Source organism: Rahnella sp. CG8 (genome assembly GCF_023701875.1).
In the GTDB taxonomy this organism is placed as follows: domain Bacteria; phylum Pseudomonadota; class Gammaproteobacteria; order Enterobacterales; family Enterobacteriaceae; genus Rahnella; species Rahnella aceris.
In genome coordinates this window covers 42,334-59,422 of sequence record NZ_JABAED010000007.1, presented here as the reverse complement: position 1 = coordinate 59,422, position 17,089 = coordinate 42,334, and the positions used below count along the sequence as shown (strand labels likewise).

The 17,089-nt window shown below is 55.9% G+C and carries 18 protein-coding genes and 1 pseudogene; 7 read left to right on the top strand and 12 right to left on the bottom strand.

Annotated features, from left to right (window positions below):
* Positions 1-279 precede the first annotated feature (279 nt).
* The 4 genes from osmF to HGO41_RS08740 all read left to right on the top strand — a co-directional run bounded on the left by osmF (position 280) and on the right by HGO41_RS08740 (position 4,145).
* Positions 280-1,218, top strand: a complete 939-nt coding sequence (gene osmF, locus HGO41_RS08755; protein ID WP_250980969.1) for a glycine betaine ABC transporter substrate-binding protein OsmF — start codon at positions 280-282, stop codon at positions 1,216-1,218.
* A gap of 61 nt (positions 1,219-1,279) precedes the next feature.
* Complete coding sequence (locus HGO41_RS08750) at positions 1,280-2,449, top strand: ABC transporter permease (RefSeq protein WP_112151643.1); 1,170 nt, start codon at positions 1,280-1,282, stop codon at positions 2,447-2,449.
* Entirely contained in the window at positions 2,446-3,390 is a 945-nt protein-coding gene (locus HGO41_RS08745) for an ABC transporter ATP-binding protein (RefSeq protein ID WP_126125046.1), read from the top strand. The genes HGO41_RS08750 and HGO41_RS08745 overlap by 4 nt, the downstream gene beginning before the upstream one ends.
* Complete coding sequence (locus HGO41_RS08740) at positions 3,387-4,145, top strand: ABC transporter permease (protein WP_037037199.1); 759 nt, start codon at positions 3,387-3,389, stop codon at positions 4,143-4,145. The genes HGO41_RS08745 and HGO41_RS08740 overlap by 4 nt, the downstream gene beginning before the upstream one ends.
* A gap of 63 nt (positions 4,146-4,208) precedes the next feature.
* Here HGO41_RS08740 and HGO41_RS25820 read toward each other — a convergent pair.
* Positions 4,209-4,310: pseudogene (locus tag HGO41_RS25820) on the bottom strand (YohO family small membrane protein); the annotation flags it as partial.
* Positions 4,311-4,535: 225 nt separating this feature from the next.
* Between HGO41_RS25820 and yedA the strand changes: the two are divergent.
* The gene (gene yedA / locus HGO41_RS08730; protein ID WP_013576334.1) at positions 4,536-5,453 is read left to right on the top strand and encodes a drug/metabolite exporter YedA; all 918 of its coding nucleotides are present in this window, start codon (positions 4,536-4,538) and stop codon (positions 5,451-5,453) included.
* Between the two features lie 81 nt (positions 5,454-5,534).
* On the opposite strand, the gene HGO41_RS08725 is transcribed toward yedA, so the two are convergent.
* The 9 genes from HGO41_RS08725 to HGO41_RS08685 are packed head-to-tail and all read right to left on the bottom strand — an operon-like array spanning position 5,535 to position 12,445.
* Entirely contained in the window at positions 5,535-6,071 is a 537-nt protein-coding gene (locus HGO41_RS08725) for a DUF3833 domain-containing protein (RefSeq protein ID WP_223509283.1), read from the bottom strand.
* A 20-nt stretch (positions 6,072-6,091) separates the two neighbouring features.
* Positions 6,092-6,619 carry a hypothetical protein gene (locus tag HGO41_RS08720; protein ID WP_250980968.1) on the bottom strand — a complete coding sequence of 176 codons (528 nt, stop codon included), beginning with the start codon at positions 6,617-6,619 and terminating at the stop codon, positions 6,092-6,094.
* A complete protein-coding gene (locus HGO41_RS08715; protein ID WP_013576331.1) occupies positions 6,619-7,119 on the bottom strand; it encodes a DUF2878 domain-containing protein in 501 nt (166 codons plus the stop codon). The genes HGO41_RS08720 and HGO41_RS08715 overlap by 1 nt, the downstream gene beginning before the upstream one ends.
* The gene (locus HGO41_RS08710; RefSeq protein ID WP_013576330.1) at positions 7,116-8,348 is read right to left on the bottom strand and encodes an SAM-dependent methyltransferase; all 1,233 of its coding nucleotides are present in this window, start codon (positions 8,346-8,348) and stop codon (positions 7,116-7,118) included. Before HGO41_RS08710 ends, HGO41_RS08715 begins: the two co-directional genes overlap by 4 nt.
* A gap of 2 nt (positions 8,349-8,350) precedes the next feature.
* Positions 8,351-9,067: a DUF1365 domain-containing protein gene (locus HGO41_RS08705; RefSeq protein WP_121020052.1), complete on the bottom strand. Its 717-nt coding sequence runs from the start codon at positions 9,065-9,067 to the stop codon at positions 8,351-8,353.
* On the bottom strand, positions 9,064-10,422 hold the full coding sequence (locus HGO41_RS08700; RefSeq protein ID WP_223509284.1) for an NAD(P)/FAD-dependent oxidoreductase: 1,359 nt from the start codon (positions 10,420-10,422) through the stop codon (positions 9,064-9,066). The genes HGO41_RS08705 and HGO41_RS08700 overlap by 4 nt, the downstream gene beginning before the upstream one ends.
* A 1-nt stretch (position 10,423) precedes the next feature.
* Positions 10,424-11,140 carry an SDR family NAD(P)-dependent oxidoreductase gene (locus HGO41_RS08695; protein ID WP_131638084.1) on the bottom strand — a complete coding sequence of 239 codons (717 nt, stop codon included), beginning with the start codon at positions 11,138-11,140 and terminating at the stop codon, positions 10,424-10,426.
* Complete coding sequence (locus HGO41_RS08690) at positions 11,140-11,595, bottom strand: nuclear transport factor 2 family protein (RefSeq protein ID WP_225444895.1); 456 nt, start codon at positions 11,593-11,595, stop codon at positions 11,140-11,142. Before HGO41_RS08690 ends, HGO41_RS08695 begins: the two co-directional genes overlap by 1 nt.
* A complete protein-coding gene (locus HGO41_RS08685) occupies positions 11,585-12,445 on the bottom strand; it encodes a MerR family transcriptional regulator (RefSeq protein WP_153374671.1) in 861 nt (286 codons plus the stop codon). The genes HGO41_RS08690 and HGO41_RS08685 overlap by 11 nt, the downstream gene beginning before the upstream one ends.
* Before the next feature lie 179 nt (positions 12,446-12,624).
* Between HGO41_RS08685 and HGO41_RS08680 the strand changes: the two genes are divergently transcribed.
* Positions 12,625-13,194 (top strand): helix-turn-helix domain-containing protein, encoded by a 570-nt coding sequence (locus HGO41_RS08680; RefSeq protein ID WP_250980967.1) that lies wholly within the window; start codon positions 12,625-12,627, stop codon positions 13,192-13,194.
* Between the two features lie 27 nt (positions 13,195-13,221).
* A complete protein-coding gene (locus HGO41_RS08675) occupies positions 13,222-13,758 on the top strand; it encodes a GNAT family N-acetyltransferase (RefSeq protein ID WP_112198505.1) in 537 nt (178 codons plus the stop codon).
* 603 nt (positions 13,759-14,361) lie between these two features.
* Here the strand turns inward: HGO41_RS08675 and HGO41_RS08670 are convergent.
* Positions 14,362-15,357 (bottom strand): ABC transporter permease, encoded by a 996-nt coding sequence (locus HGO41_RS08670; protein ID WP_015690214.1) that lies wholly within the window; start codon positions 15,355-15,357, stop codon positions 14,362-14,364.
* An 11-nt stretch (positions 15,358-15,368) separates the two neighbouring features.
* On the bottom strand, positions 15,369-16,850 hold the full coding sequence (locus HGO41_RS08665; RefSeq protein ID WP_112198698.1) for a sugar ABC transporter ATP-binding protein: 1,482 nt from the start codon (positions 16,848-16,850) through the stop codon (positions 15,369-15,371).
* Between the last annotated feature and the right edge of the window lie 239 nt (positions 16,851-17,089).

Sequence of the window (17,089 nt, the reverse complement as noted above, 5' to 3'; positions counted from 1 at the left end):
AAACAAATGGCTATAAGTTAAAACAAAGTGATCTAAAAGGCAGCGGTGAACATCTTCTTCGGGGGAAACAGCCTGTCTTGTCTCAGTGATTTAGCGGATAAGCTTCGAACATTTATGCATTTTACTCCGCTTCCGCCGCCTGCTTTTATGGCTCACTCTCCGTTTCCCTGCGCGAAATTGGACTATTCTTGTTAGCAGCTTGTTTATTCAGATGAAAGCCGAAAGACAGAGCAGTCGCCGGGCGACAAAAACCAACATAACCCGATAAGAGGATAGAACATGACTGTAACAACTGGGCGAGTACGGGGATTTTCAGTGGCAGCACTGGCGCTGGCTTCCGTGTTAAGTTTCAGCGCACAGGCCGCTGATGATGCCGTGCGTGTCGGCTCAAAAATTGATACCGAAGGGTCGCTGCTCGGTAACATTATTATTCAGGTGCTGGAAGCCAACGGTATTCACACTACCAATAAATTGCAGCTGGGAACGACGAAAGTGGTGCGTGGCGCAATCACCTCCGGTGAAATCGATATCTATCCGGAATACACCGGCAACGGCGCGTTCTTCTTCTCCGACGATAAAGACCCGGCGTGGAAAAATGCGCAGGCCGGTTTCGATAAAGTCAAAAAGCTGGATTACGACCAGAACAAAATTGTCTGGCTGAATCCGTCTCCGGCCAATAACACCTGGACTATCGCGGTACGTCAGGACGTCGCGAGTGCGCACAACCTGAAATCGCTGGGTGATTTGGGCAAATACATCAGCAGCGGCGGCGATTTCAATCTGGCGGCGTCAGCCGAGTTTATCGAGCGTCCGGATGCCTTACCGGCGTTTGAGAATGCCTATGGCTTCAAGCTTAATCAGGCGCAACTGTTGTCTCTGGCGGGCGGTGATACGGCGGTGACTATCAAAGCGGCCGCTGAGCAGACTTCCGGCGTCAATGCGGCAATGGCTTACGGCACTGACGGCCCGGTAGCGGCGCTCGGCCTGCAAACGCTGGAAGATCCGAAAGGCGTACAGCCGATTTACGCGCCTGCGCCTGTCATCCGCGAGGCCGCGCTGAAAGCGCATCCGAACATTCCTGAATTGCTCAAACCGGTGTTTGCTTCGCTTGATACCAAAACGCTGCAGGGGCTGAACGCGAAAATCGCGGTTGATGGTCAGGATGCGAAGAAGGTGGCGGCGAAGTACTTGCAGGAAAAAGGTTTCGTTAAAAAATAACCGGGCAGTGACCGCCCTGAGCACGATCTTCGGGTCGTGCTCTCTGATATCAGGTAATGTTTTGACTTATCACTCACCCGTTAAAAACCGCGTCCTGCTGACGCTGGTTTTGCTGCTGTTGCTGGCCGGTTTCGGGCTGGCTTTTGTCAGCCATGCGCCCAACCGGCTGGTATCCGGTAAAGGTATTTCACTGGCGAGCCTGCTGCATGGCTATTCTGCATTACTCCTGTTGCCTGCCGTTTTGCTGCTGGCCTGTGCCTTTCTGACCCTTTATGGCCGCCATCATTTGCTGGTGATGCTGCTGGCGGAAATCCTGCTGGCCGTGCTGGTCTGGCTGGCCGGTCACAGCGCGGTGCAACTTGCGGGGGGCGATGAAGACAGTATCGCGCGCACCTCGCTCGGCGGCGGTTTCTGGGCAGGTGCGGCGCTTTGTCTGCTGATCGCCTCCGACGCCATTTCCCGTTTTACCCGTAATCACAGCCTGCGTATTTTGCTCAACGTGCAGATGGTCGTGCCGGTGGTTTTGCTGCTGGCGTACGGTCAGCTTGCCGAACTTTCGCTGCTTAAGGAATATGACAACCGTTCCGACGTGTTCAACGATGCGCTGTGGCAGCATCTTGGCATTTTGTTTGGCACGCTGGTGCCTGCGGTGCTGATCGGTCTGCCGGTCGGGTTGCTGTGTCACCGTAAACCCCGCTGGCGCGGGCCGGTATTGTCGGTGCTGAATATTATTCAGACCGTGCCGTCGATTGCGTTGTTTGGCCTGCTGCTCGCACCGCTGGCGGGGCTGGCAAAAGCGCTGCCGTGGCTGGCCGAACACGGCATCAGTGGCATCGGGCTGGCACCGGCGATTATCGCGCTGGTGCTGTATTCGCTGTTGCCGCTGGTGCGCGGGGTGATTGCCGGGCTGGAGTCGGTGCCGGAATCGGTGATCGAATCTGCCCGCGGCATGGGCATGAACCGTGCGCAGGTGTTTTTCCGCGTGCAGATGCCGATTGCCTTGCCGGTTATCCTGACAGGTGTGCGCATTGTTGCGGTGCAAACGGTCGGTATGGCGATGGTTGCGGCGCTGATTGGCGCGGGCGGACTGGGCGCCATCATGTTCCAGGGTCTGCTCAGCAGTGCGCTGGATCTGGTCTTGCTCGGGGTGATCCCGGCGGTGCTGATGGCCGTTGTTGTCGACAGCGTCTTTAAATTTGCAGTCTCAATTCTGGAAACCACACGCAGATGATTCATTTCAAGCAGGTTAGCAAACACTTTGCCGGAAAAGCGGTCGTGCGCGATCTCACGCTGGAAATGGCCAAAGGCGAATTCACGGTGCTGATCGGCACCTCCGGTTCGGGGAAATCCACCACGCTCAAAATGATCAACCGGCTGGTGGAGCACGATCGCGGGGAGATTTTATTTGCCGGTGAACCCATAGAAAAATTCCGTGCGCAGGATCTGCGCCGCCGGATGGGTTATGCGATCCAGTCCATTGGCCTGTTCCCGCACTGGACGGTGGAGGAGAATATCGCCACCGTGCCGCAATTACTGAAATGGCCGAAGGCGAAAATCCGTGACCGCGTGACTGAACTGCTCGAACTCCTCAATCTCGATCCGAAACAGTTCCGTCATCGTTATCCGCATCAGCTTTCCGGCGGACAACAGCAGCGCGTCGGTGTGGCACGGGCGCTGGCTTCTGACCCGGAAGTATTGCTGATGGATGAACCTTTCGGCGCGCTCGATCCGGTGACCCGCGCGACGTTGCAGGAAGAAGTGGCGCGCATCCATAAAATCACTCACCGCACCATCGTACTGGTGACGCATGACATCGACGAAGCGCTGGCGCTGGCCGACCGCATCGTACTGCTCAATGACGGACAAGTGGTGCAGCAGGGGACGCCGCTGGAATTGCTGACCCGACCGGCAACGCCGTTTGTGCGTGATTTCTTCGGTGGCAGCGAGATGGGGATCCGCTTGTTGTCGCTGCGCGAAGTGGGTTCGCTGATGCGGCGCGGCGAGTCGTATTCCGGCAACCAGTTACCGCTGACCGATACCATGAGCCTCAGTCAGGCGCTGTCAAAATTTGTCGCGCAGCAGGCTCAGCAGTTACCGGTGGTGGATGAACAAGGGCAACCGCTCGGCGTGCTGCATTTTGCGGATCTGACCGCACCGGAGGGCAGCGCATGAAACGGGTATTTGCAGATCCTCTGATTTGGTTATTCGCTTTATTGCTGGCGCTGATTTTCGGTATGACCTCGCTCGGCGGGCTGTTCCACTGGATGTTCCCTGAACTCAGCAGGCCGGTGTATCAGCAGGAAAGCTTTGCCGCGCTGGTGGAAGCCCATCTGTTGCTGGTCGGCATTTCCAGCCTGATTGCGGTGATTATCGGCGTAGCGGCGGGGGTGGGCGTAACACGTCCGGCGGGCAAAGAATTCCGTTCACTGGTGGAAACGCTGGTGGCGATGGGACAGACGTTTCCGCCGGTTGCGGTACTGGCAGTCGCGGTGCCGGTGATGGGATTCAGTGAAAAACCGGCGATTATTGCGCTGGTGCTTTACGGGTTGTTGCCGATCCTGCAGGGGACGATTGCCGGGATTGAATCGGTACCGGCGTCGGCGCGGGAGATTGCGCAGGGCGTGGGGATGAGCCGCTGGCAGATGCTGCGGAAAGTGGAAATTCCGCTGGCCGCACCGGTGATTATTTCCGGCATCCGCACGTCAGTGATTATCAATATCGGGACGGCGGCGATTGCCTCGTCGGTCGGCACGTTAAGCCTCGGCTCGCCGATTATCATCGGCCTGAGCGGTTTTAATACCGCCTACGTATTGCAGGGTGCGGTGATTGTCGCGTTGCTGGCGATTTGCGTAGATATGCTGTTTGAACGCTGGAGCCACGGGTTACAACGCTGGCAGCAGCGGTCAGTGGACGAATCAGTTCGTTGACGCAGACGGCGGCGCAGGCACCACGGAAGGGGCGTCGTTATCGCTGACCGGTTTCGCGTCGTCCTGAATCACCACCGCATAACCGGCAACCATCACGCCACCAATTGCGCCAATCGCCATCAGACCAAACAGCGCGATAAATAATTTTTTGCCTAGCGAATTCATGTGCAGTACCTCAGGATTTTGAACGGCGAATTATAAATCGTTTCCTCACCCCTGCAACAGACTATTCATGCTGTGATTACTTTTAACGGTGATGCCAGCGCATTTTTTGTCATATACAGAAACTTTTTAGCAACGTTTTGACGCGATCGCACGGATTCCCTTGCCGGAAATCAGGGCAATAGCGTTAACTGTTTGCCTTCATTATCACGCTAATAAGTTATTCCTATGACTGGTTCCGCCACCCGTTCCCTGCTGCCATTAATTGCTGCACTGTTTGCGCTGTATTTTATCTGGGGTTCGACCTATTTCGTGATCCGCGTGGGCGTGGAAAGCTGGCCGCCGCTGATGATGGCCGGGCTGCGTTTCTTCGTCGCCGGATGTATTTTGTTCACGTTTTTATTGCTGCGCGGGCATAAAGTCCCGACGTTGAAGCAGTGGATGGCCGCCGGTGCCGTAGGTATTTTGCTGCTCTCTGTCGGTAACGGGCTGGTGACGGTGGCGGAACATATGCAGGTGCCGTCGGGCATTGCCGCCGTAATGGTCGCCACCGTGCCGCTGTTTACCCTGTGTTTCAGCCGCCTGTGGGGAATGCCCAACAGCCGCCTGGAATGGACCGGTGTCGCCATCGGCCTGTTCGGGATTGTGCTGCTTAATACCGGCAGTAATCTGGAAGGGAACCCGTGGGGCGCGGCGCTGATCCTGCTCGCCTCACTAAGCTGGGCATTCGGTTCGGTGTGGAGTTCTCGCTTGCCGCTGCCAACCGGCCTGATGGCGGGTGCGGCGGAAATGATTATCGCCGGTGTGGTGTTGCTGGTGGCAAGTCGTGTCACCGGGGAACACATGACCGCGACGCCTTCGCTGAGCGGTTTTCTGGCGCTCGGTTATCTGGTGGTATTTGGCTCGATGATTGCCATCAGCGCCTATATGTTTCTGCTGAAAACTGTGCGTCCCGCCGTGGCCACCAGTTATGCCTATGTGAACCCGATTGTGGCGGTGTTGCTCGGCATCGGCTTCGCCGGTGAATCCTTGTCTCCGGTCGAATGGGTGGCGTTGGGCGTGATCCTCTGCGCGGTGCTGCTGGTGACGCTGGGGAAATTGGTGTTCGGGCGTAAGAAGACGGTGATTAAAGAAGTGAAGGTTTAAACCGCTTCCTTTTCGCAAATGTGACAGCTGATTTTGTTTTGCTCCTCCCCTTCGCAGGGGAGGGATCAGACCGGGTTAAGCCTATTTTTTCTCAAAGAAAATCGTCACCCGCGCCACTTCCACGCCGAATTTTTTCAGCGCGGTGACGTTAAACAAGTGCTGTGCGTCCTGCTGATAAATCCAGTCATCGAACGTCAGCCGGTAGGTGCTGCCGCCTGATTTTACGTCCATCACGTATTTCCAGTTAAAGGCATTGCCTGCGGATTGCCCGGTGGCGGTGCCGATAATGTCGCCCGCCGTGCCGGTATAGCTGCCGTCTGCCAGTTTGCGGATCCGCCAGACGCGGGTCTGTTTCTCGCCGTCGTCATACACAAAGTCTTCATGCAACGTCAGCGTATCGCCCGCCACATCACCGCGGATTTTCACGGTGAAGCGCCGGGTCTGTTTGTTGCTGTAATCCTGCACCATGCCGTAGGCCACGCTGTCACCGGCAAACCAGGTGAAAATATCCAGCTTCGGTTGCGCTTGTGCGTAATCCTGAATATTGGCTTTACAGCCGGTGAGTAACAGCATTCCGCCGACGATCAGCGTGACAAAAATCTTGCGCAGAACAGTCATAAAACCTCCATAAGATGCCATTAATCGGACGCGGATGCGCCGGTCAGCTTGCTGCGTAAATCAGGATATTGCGTGGCGGGCGAGAGCCAGATCGCCAGAAAGGCATCGCGGAATGCCGGGCTGAAAGGCTGACCGACCGGTGTGCTCAGCACGCTGTTTGCGGGCTGGCTGTAAAACTGGCCGCCATTTTCAGTGGCGACAAACATGATTTCGCTGCCGTTGCTGACATCCGGCCAGGTGTTTTGTACCGCCTCCAGCCAGCCATTTTTCTGTGCCTGTGCCAGCAATCCCAGTGCCTGCCATTGTTCTTCTGTTGCTCTGGTCAGCTCCTGATGATCAATACTGCGCAGATACTCAATCTTCAGCGCCTGCGGCCATTTTCCGGCCTGATACTTACCGTCGGGCGTCAGCAGTTGCGAATGATAAACCTCAAAAGGCCCCCAGCTCAGCGTGGCACGCCCGACCTGTTGCCATTGGTTCCACGGCGTGGCGGCAAAGGCAGAGAAAGAAATCATCAGCGAAAGTACGGCCAGAAATGCGCGTATCATCAGGTTTTCCGCTCTGTGTCATGGCTGAGCAGCACCGGCAGGCTGATCAGTGGTAAGAATATCGCCCAGCCCGCCGCCAGCAGAAGCCAGACATAAACCGGTGCGGCGAGAAGTTGCATGGCACCGAGCTGCATGCCGAGGTAATAGGCCAGCGGGCCGCTGACCGCGCCGACAGGCATCAGCCAGTACCATGTCAGCCGTAAATAGCCGAGTAACCACAGCCACCAGGCGCTGAAGCCCAGCCATAACGCCATCATCCACGGCGGTACGGCGGAAGAATCGCTAAATTCAAACAGACCCAAAATGCACCACAGCGAGTCCATCATGATGCCCAGCGTACAGGCAGTGGCGACCCACAACCGGCGTTTTGATGGTGTAAACGCCAGCATCAGAAAACTGCTTAAAAGCAGGAAGAGGATAAACCGTCCGCGCCCCCAGACGGCCAGCGTCCACCAGGCATCAAAACCCAGTGTCAGCAGCCAGAAGCGCAAGGTTTTCATCCGCGTCGCTCGGCGACCAACTGCACGGTGCTGATGGTGCGTGCACGAAAACCTGCCTCGCAGTAGCACAGATAAAACAGCCACAGACGGCGGAAATATTCGTCCTGCACGCCGTCAGTCTGTGCATTCCAGTAGCGCTGCACCCGCTCACGCCATTCATGAAGGGTGCGGGCGTAATCGGAACCGATATCGAACAGATCACGCACCACCAGACTGGTGCAGCGGGTCATGGTGTCATTCATGGCGGTAATTGAGGGCAGAAAACCGCCGGGAAAAACGTAGCACTGAATAAAATCGACGTTACGGCTGTAGGCGGCATAACGCTGGTCGGCGATGGTGATTGCCTGAATTGCCATACGCCCGTGCGGTTTGAGCAGCGCATTGCAGCGTTTGAAAAAGGTGGAGAGATAGCGTTTGCCGACTGCTTCGATCATCTCTATCGACACCAGTTTGTCGAACTGCCCCTGCAGCGAACGATAGTCTTCGAACAGCACCGTCACGCGGTCACTCAGCCCGGCTTTTTCAATCCGCTCACAGGCAAAGCGATATTGCTCGCGGGAAATGGTGGTGGTGGTGACCTGACAGCCGTATTCGCGCGCGGCAAATTCGGCCATCGCGCCCCAGCCGGTGCCGATTTCCAGCAGATGATCGCCCGCTTTTAATTGCAGCTGTTCACACAGGCGGCGCATTTTGGCTTCCTGCGCCTGTTCCAGCGTCATCTGCGGCTCCTGATACCAGGCCGAGGAATACAGCATCTTCTCATCGAGAAAACCCTGATAAAAATCGTTGCCCAGATCGTAATGCGCCGAGATATTTTTACGCGCCTGCGACGGACTGTTGCGGCGGAAAAAATGAATGACTTTTTTGGCCGGTGTGCTGAGCCAGCTGAGGCGTGCCTCGATTTTATCGACCAGCTTCAGGTTCTCGGCCAGCAGTTGCAGCACGACGGTCAGATTAGGCGTGGTCCAGTCGCCATCAATAAAACTCTCACCCGCTGCGACGCTGCCGCCCAGTAAGACACGCCGGTAAGCGCGCTGATGCAGAATGTCAATTTCACCCTGCAAGATAGCCGTCGGATCGCCAAAAAATATCGCCTGCTCACCGGGTTCACGCAGCGTCAGGCCCGCGCCTTTGAGCTGCTTCAGGACGCTAAGGATGAGCGCGCGCGCCGCTTTGCTGCGCCTGTTATTCGTCCCTTCACGGGCGAGTTGCATTTCAGGTTGGCTCATGGTCAGTCCTTATCAACGGGAGGATGAGAATAAATGGGCGCCCGTTTCAGCCACAGTTTCAGTGCCTGCCAGTAGATAGTCAGTGCGGTTTTAGCGGTCATGACAGGCAGCCGCCACAATTGCTGACGCAGCGCCGCGCGGGTCAGCGGACGGGCTGTCAGTGAAAGGGCGGCATCGAATTCCCGTTCTTTACGGTAATTTTCGATAGTGATGTGTAACTGCTTTCCAGGGGGTGTCAGCCGCCAGTGATAGACCATGTCCATCGGATTAAAGGGCGACACATGAAAGGCTTTCGGCACCGGTTGTGAACCGTCAGGCAGAACGGCGTAGGTGTGACGTTCGTTCCAGGGGGTATTGCGCACCTCGGCCAGCATCCAGCGCAAAACACCATGCTGATCATAAAGATAGTAAAAATTCACCGGATTGAAATAACAGCCGAAATAACACAACTGACATAACAACATCACCCGCCCGTCCGGGCGTTCGCCGGTCAGCGCTTCGATTCTCGCCTGCGCTTTGGTTTTGATATCACCGCCGCCGAGATAATCTTTGCGGCGAAAACTGGCGGCGGAAAACCGGTCGAGCTGGATACCTTGTGCAGGTAACTGGTCCAGTTCATCAAGGTCAATCAGCGGCATGAAAATATCGTAGTCGAATCGGTGTTCAACCGGCGTAAACCGCCGATGGCGCACCGTGCCGACATACAACTGGCTGTTCATGACGCCTCCCGTTTTTCCTGCTCATTCTGTTGCTGCGCACTGAAAAGTTGCAGATTGAGTTGTTCCACCACGTCACGCGCACTGTTGACACCGTCTTCGTGAAAGCCGTTGTACCAGTACGCACCGCAGAACCAGGTGCGGTTGTGGCCGTTGATCCGGTGGCGTTCCTGCTGTGCGTGGCGGCTGGCCAGATTGAGAACCGGGTGCATATACGTGGTGCGGAACAGGACTTTGTTTTCATCAATCGGCGTCAGCGGATTGAGTGACACGCAAAATGTCTGCGGCGTATTCAGCCCCTGCAAAATATTCATGTTATAGGTCACGCTGGCGCGGCGGCGTTGCGAAGGATTGCTGTCGCGTATATCCGCGTGGTCCGCCAGATTCAGCGCGTTCGGCAACTGATAATTCCAGCTCGCCCAGGCGCGTTTTTCGCGAGGCAGCAGGTGGGTATCGGTATGCAAAATGACGTCGTTGCTCTGATAAGGCAGGGCAGTGAGAATGCTTTGCTCATCAGCAGTGGCGTTGTCACCCAGAATGGTCAGCACCTGATCGGAATGGCAGGCGAAAATAATCTGATCAAAATGCGCCTCGCCATGCGGGGAATGCAGCGTCACACCGCAGGGTGTGCGGACGACTTTACTGACCGGTGCGCTGGTCAGCAGCCTGACGCGGGCCGGCAGTTTTTCCTGCATCCGGCGGATATATTCCCGTGAACCGCCGGGGACCACCATCCATTGCGGGCGGTTGCTGACGTCCAGTAATCCGTGATTATCGAAAAAGCGCAGGAACATCGACAGGGGGAAATTCGCCATATCGCTCAGCGAAGAAGACCAGATGGCCGCCCCCATCGGCAGCACATAATGCAGGGCGAAAAACGGGGTGAAACCGTTTTGATCGAGCAAGTCAGCCAGCGTATCTTCGTCATTGTGCGGATTCAGCAGGCGCGCCTTGCACAGTTTGTTAAACCGCAGGATCTCGAGAATAAAGCGCCAGAATTGCGGTTTGAGCAGGTTGCGGCGCTGGGCAAACAGGCTGTTCAGCGAGTGGCCGTTGTATTCGAGTTTATTAACCGGATTGCGTACGGAAAAACTCATTTCCGTCGGCTGTCCTTCAATGCCCAGTTCTTTGAGCAGGGCAATAAAATGCGGGTATGTCCGGGAGTTATAGACAATAAAACCGGTATCGATGGCGTATTCTTTTCCGTCGGAAATTACATCCTGCGTGGCAGTATGTCCGCCTAAGGTTTCAGACGCTTCAAAGACGGTAATCTCACAGCCGGGCTGACTTTTTGTCAGCAGCCAGGCACAGCTCAGCCCTGAAATTCCGCTGCCTACAATCGCCACTTTTGTTGTCATTTTATTTCACCATTTTCCGGCATAACCATTGTTGCAAACTGACGGGCAGCAAGGAGAGCACCTTGAGTAAACGGGCAAAAAGCGGAGGGAAGGCGATTTCACTCGCACCGCGCGCCAGTTTTTTTCGGATGTGCTTCGACGCCTGGGCGACGCTCACCATCATCGGCATCGGGAAGTCATTGCGCGATGTCAGTGGTGTTTCGACAAAACCCGGCTGAATCAGCGAAATGTGAATCTGACGTTTCGCCAGATCAACCGCCAGAGAGCGGGCAAAAAATGCCAGCGCGGCTTTGGATGCCCCATAGGCTTCACTGCGTGAAAACGGCAGCAGCCAGGCGACGGAACCCACCAGCGCTATCCGGCTGCCGGGCGCTAAGCCGGGGAGCAGGGCGTCGAGGCAATTGACCGGACCGGAAAAATTGGTGTGCATCACCCGCATGACTTTTTCGGCATCGACGACGCCGTTGTCGAGATATTCGCAGGTGCCCGCGCAAAGAATCACTAAATCGGCCTGCCTGCCCTGCAATGCTTCACGGGTAGCCTGTAAATCGGTGATATCAAAACACAGCGGGATGATCAGCGGGCTGGTGGCGGCGACGGCCGTCAGCTTTGCGCCATCTCGCCCGCAGGCAATGACCTCCCAGCCTCCGCTGGCATAATCCAGTGCCAGTTGTTTGCCAATGCCAGAACTGGCACCGGTAATCAGTACGCGCCCCATTATTTCAACCTGGCTTTGACGGCGCGCACGACACCGCCGAGCACCGGAATGTGCTCGTACAACATGGCACCGAGATCGTAATAATCGCGCTGATAGATAATAAGGTTTTCATTCAGGCGCAGATGGCTTGTGCCATCAAGAAACATTGCCTGACCTTTTTTCAACGCCGGGTGTGAGAATTCCATCCGCCAGAACAGCGACACTTCGTCACCCTGAATAAGTGGAGGCTGGATCTCAAAGCGGCAGTAATTCGTTTTCTCAAGCAGCTGCGCAAAATAGTGTTCCAGCGCATCCACGCCGTCGTAATGTGAAACCGGATCGATAAACACCACATTCGGATGATAAATAAGGGAAAGCTGCGGCAGGCGGCTGATATCAAGGTGACGGTAAAATTCGCACAGCCGTGTCAGAACGTCGGCCGGGGTTGCGTGTTCAGAAGCATGTTTAAGCATCATTTTTCCCCTCCCGACGAGCAGGCTCAATACGAAGACTGGCGCGATGATCATCGTCATCGGGGGAGGCGCTGAGCTCATCTTCCTTAGCGTCTGTTTCTTCTGCGCCGAGCAGGATAGCAGAGCTGCCCAGCAGGATGATCGACAAACCCTGCGCCATCCAGTGCTGCAGCCGCTGGCGCTGAACCTGCGTCAGCTTGCCTTCGGACCACAACAGAATTTGCGAGCCGCTCAGGTTTTCCAGATACGGCTCGCTGAGAGGAACCGGCAATATTTCGACCTGCAAACCTTCTTCGCACCGTACAATGGCCTCAAGCCACAACTCGGTGCTGTCTGTGTTCCCCCAGCCGATCAGCGTGGCAGCCGGTCCGGGACGCTTCCGGGCGGCGTTCATGCACATCACCGCGTGTTCAATGATCAGACCGTCAAGCTGGCTGCGCAGCATCAGCAGTCGTGAATCGCCGGAACTCAGGCGCTCACGCAGGGGGCGAAGCACGTTATTCACAAATGTTACCGCCGGGTATTCACGACCGAACTCCAGCATCAACTGACGAACTTTTTGCGGGCGGCCATCCTGTAAGGCGGTCAGCAGCTGATGTTCTGACTGCGACCAGCCACCGGGTAGCACGTCCACTTTACCTTCCAGCAAAGATTTCACCTGACCAACCGGAATACCGCGATTGATCCAGCCCAGAATGGTGCGGATGGTGTCGAGATCATCATCATTAAACAGACGATGGCCACCCTCTGTGCGCTGTGGCTTCAGCAGGCCATAACGCCGCTGCCAGGCACGCAACGTGACCGGGTTGATACCACAAATTCGGGCGACTTCACCGATGCTGTACAGAGACATATTTCCATCCAAATATTCATACCACTTATAAGCTAACTCTAGCGCCACATCGTAAAGTTGTACAACTTTATTATTTCTGTACAACTTGGAAAATCCTTTTGGTTACACTTTTTTAACTTGCGAAATTCTCATATAAGAGATATTTTCCCTGTATTGAGATTTTACGACAGGGTAAGAAAATGGGAGAAGGGCAGGACAATCACGATCTCCGTCTGGCGGAACGGCTGGCTGAATTACGCGTCAGCCAGGGCTGGTCACTTGAACAACTGGCGCAGATGACCGGCATAAGCCGCGCGACACTTTCACGCGTGGAGCGGGCAGAGACCAGCCCGACGGCCTCGTTGCTGGGCAAACTGAGTGCGGCTTACGGGCTGACCACTTCCCGTTTGCTGATGGCGCTGGAAGATAACCCCCCGGAGCTTATCCGCGCATCGCAACAACCGGTGTGGCATGACCGGGAAACCGGCTTCGAGCGTCGTTCCGTTTCTGCACCGGCACCGGGTTTTCGTGCTGAGTTGATTTCAGGTGTGCTGAAAGCTGGCGCCTGCATTACTTACGACGCACCGCCGGTAGAGGGACTCGAACAGCATATCTGGATGCTTGAAGGTGTACTGGAATTTGTGCTCGATGGCCGCAGTTACCGGCTGGAACCGGGCGACTGCCTGCGTTTTCATCTTCACGGCAGGACTTCTTTCTACGTACCCGGCCCGGCAGATGCCCGCTACGCCATCGTCATTTCACGTCCTTAAATGTCTGACTGAGTAAGGTTTAACATGATGCAAAACAGCAATGAAGTGGTGATCAGTGAAGTGCAGGGCGGCGTATTGTCGCAAATCGATCTGGATGCGCTGGCCGAAACCCTGATGCAGTCCGTGGCGTTGGGTGCCAGCATCGGTTTTATTTTGCCTTTCGGTTTTGTGCAGGCGCAGGCGTTCTGGCAAAAGCTGTTACCGGCTTTTGAGCGTGGCGAAAAACGCCTGCTGGTGGCGCGCATGGCAGGCAAAATCATCGGCACGGTGCAACTGGTGGTCGATCAGCCCGCCAACGGTGCGCACCGCGGTGACGTGGTTAAACTGATGGTTCACCCCGATGGCCGCCGCAAGGGTATCGCGCGTAAACTGATGACGGCGGTTGAAGCGCTGGCGCGGGAAGAGGGCAAAACCTTGCTGGTGCTGGATACCGTCACCGGCAGTCCGGCACAGACATTGTATGAAAATCAGGGTTTCACCCTGAGCGGGACGATTCCGCATTATGCGATGTCGACGGGGGGAATGCTGGAGTCGACGAGTGTGATGTATAAGGTGCTGGTGTGATCTGATTTTGACCGAATCAGGGGCGGTTTTAACTTCAACTTCAACTTCAAATTCAAGGTCGTGGGCGTCGGCCCACACCGACTTGGGGGACGGCTTATCGCCGCCGCCCCCCAAGACCCCCCGGGCTCTTTCACTGCGAGCTCCGCTCGCTGACTATGTTTCATCAGCCGCAGTGATAGCCGCAAAATCCCGCCGCTGCGCGGTTCCCTCCCATCGGGTTACAACCCGCGCAAAAACATGCGCGGTTTTCCACCTCTCGTCCGGCGGTATTTTGGAACCGGCCTCAGGCTCTTAATTCACAACCTGACTGATTTTGAAATCTTAAACTGTCTGCCCTTGAATTTAAGATCCCGCGGGCGATTCAGAAATCTTGCTGAACGGAGCGGCTTCGAGACCTATGGCTCGAAGACCGAGAGAAGGTACCGCGCAGCGGCAAGATTTCCAGCCTGTCGCTGTGGTTTCTGAAACATAGCCAGCGAGCGAAGCGCGCAGTTAAAAAAACGCAGGATTCCAAAGGGTTTCGTTTAAAACCCTTTGGGCCAGTGTGGGCGGCGAGCCCACGGTGTTGACCTTAAAGAGGCCGAAATATAGCAGCGGCCTCCGCTATCTCTTCTGGATATACGTCAGCGCTAACGCCACTGCCAGCACTAACCCTTTGATGATATCCATCGCATAATACGGCACCGACAACATCACCAGGCCGTTCGACAGCACGCCTAAAATCACCGCGCCAAGCAGTGTGCCGAGCGCATTAGGCTTACCGGAACCGGCCAGCGAGAAACCGATATAAGCGGCGGCAACGGCATCCATCAGATAGCCGCCACCGGCATTCACCTGTGAAGACCCGATGCGTGAAGCCAGCAAAATCCCGCCTGCACCGGCCAGAACAGATGACATCACATACGCAATCACGCGGTAGCGCGCGGTACGGATCCCCGCCAGACGTGCGGCCAGCGGATTTCCGCCGATGGCGTACATGCGGCGGCCATGTTTGGTCAGCGACATAAACAGTTGCACCGCAATGGTCACGACGGCCATCACGATCACAATCACCGGCACCTGACCGAGCAGGCTGAACACCGCAGGTACCGTGCCTTCGGCCATGTCGCCGCTCGGCAATAACATGTTTTCAGTGATGGAACCGCCGTAGCTGTAAGTCATCGCTGCGCCCTGAATCACAAACAGACTGGCGAGCGTTGCCAGCATGTCAGGAATTTTCAGGATGACGATCAGAAAGGCGTTGAACAGGCCGACCAGCGTGCACAACGCCAGCGTGATAAGTATCGCTTCGGTCGTGCCGAAACCGTGCCAGACGAACATCGAAATCACCAGCGCATTGGCAAGCGATGCCGTGGAGCCGACCGATAAATCGAAGCCGCCGACCGCCAGGGAAATCGACACGCCGATGGCAATCACCGTCACGATGGCAATCGAACGCAAGATATTGATGATGTTCGACGGTTCGAGGAAGTTATCTGACGCCAGACCAAAAGCGGCGATCAGCAACACCACGGTCAGCAACATGCCCCATTTATATAAAAATTCGAACAGCTGATGACGCCACGGCTGGCGGGCATCGGGCACGTTTTCTTTACTCACCACGGCTTTGTTCACGCGGGTATTCCTCCGGTTGAATAGACTAATAAGGTTTCTTCGTCGACGTCTGCGGCGTTCAGTTCGGCGACGATACGGCCGTCCCATAACACCAGAATGCGGTCGCATAAACCGACCAGTTCGGCGAACTCACCGGAAGCATAAATAATGCCTTTTCCCTGTTGCGCCAGGCCGTCGATCAGCCTGAACACGTCCGTTTTGGCCTTGATGTCCACGCCTTTGGTCGGTTCGTCGAAGATCAACACCTGACTCTCACTGCGCAGCCATTTCCCGATGGCGACCTTTTGCTGGTTGCCGCCGGAAAGCCGGGCCAGCTTCTGCATCGGCCCGGAAGCGCGAATGCCTAAGCGGCTGATAATGTCTTTTGCCCATGACAGCGACTGGCGCGCGTTGAAAATACTCCAGCGCGAAAAGGTGTCATCAGCGGTCACACTCAGGTTCATCGGGATATTTTCGTCAATGAAAATCCCTTCCTTGCGCCGTTCTTCCGGTACTAACGCCAGCCCCTGTTCGACAGAAAGGTGCGGCTCCTTCGGCTTCCACGGTTTGCCATTCAGCTCACCGCTTTCTACCTGACTCGGCGTTGCGCCAAACAACGCTTTGCACAGTTCCGTTTTTCCGGCTCCCGCCAGCCCGGCAATGCCGAGAATTTCGCCACGATGCAGTCGCAGCGAGATATCGCGCAGTTTGTCTTTATCGTGCATCCCGTGAATGCTTAGCAGCGTTTCACCGCTGTGCGGCGGACGGCGCGGCGGATAGATATCGTCGAGCTGATGGCCGATCATTTTCTCGATAATGTGTTCATTGCTCAGACCGTCCATGCTGTCATCGCTGACCAGACGCCCGTCACGCAGCACCGTCATACGGTCGCAGATATCGCGCAGTTCATGAATGCGATGCGAGATAAATACGATCGCCATTCCGGCGGCTTTCAGCTTGCGGACCAGCGCGAACAGGCGTGCACTTTCCGCCTGATCCAGCGGGGCGGTCGGTTCATCAAGGATCAGAAAACGGCATTTATGCGATAACGCCCGCGCCAGCAAAATCAGTTGTTTCTCGGCCAGCGTGCAGCTTTCGATCCGCGCCCGCAGGCTGATGTTCAGCCCGAGTTGCTCAGTCAGCAGTTGCGCCTGACGATAAAGTTGCGGCCAGTTATGCAGATGGCCCGGTTCGGAAAGGCGGTCGAGCATGATGTTTTCCGCAACGTTCAGCGTCGGCACCAGCGCGACGTCCACTTCCTGCTGCACCAGATGAATACCGTGCTCGCGGGCATGATGCGGCAGGCGGATATTTACCGCTTCGCCGTCGATAGTGATCTGCCCGGTGTAATGGTCATGCGTGCCGGAAAGCACCGCCATCAGCGTCGATTTCCCCGCGCCGTTTGCGCCGACTAATGCATGGACGGATCCGCCTTCCAGCGTGAAATCCACCTGGCGCAGGGCAGGAAAACCGGCAAATGAAATCGAGATATTACGCATCTCAAGGAGGGAGGAAGTCACTGGGCGTTGGGCCTTATTAAATAGACGGTTGGGGATTTAGACGTTTAGCCGTCTAAGACTCGCAGTAGCAGAGTTTTAACATATCAGGGAATTTAAGCAACAAAATAAAAGTGATAACTAAGAGCGAAAAGATCTAAAGTCTTCAGCGGAAACTCGATCGACTCCCTCCCCTGCGAAGGGGAGGGTTGGGGTGGGGTATTAAAGACAAATCAGCGGGT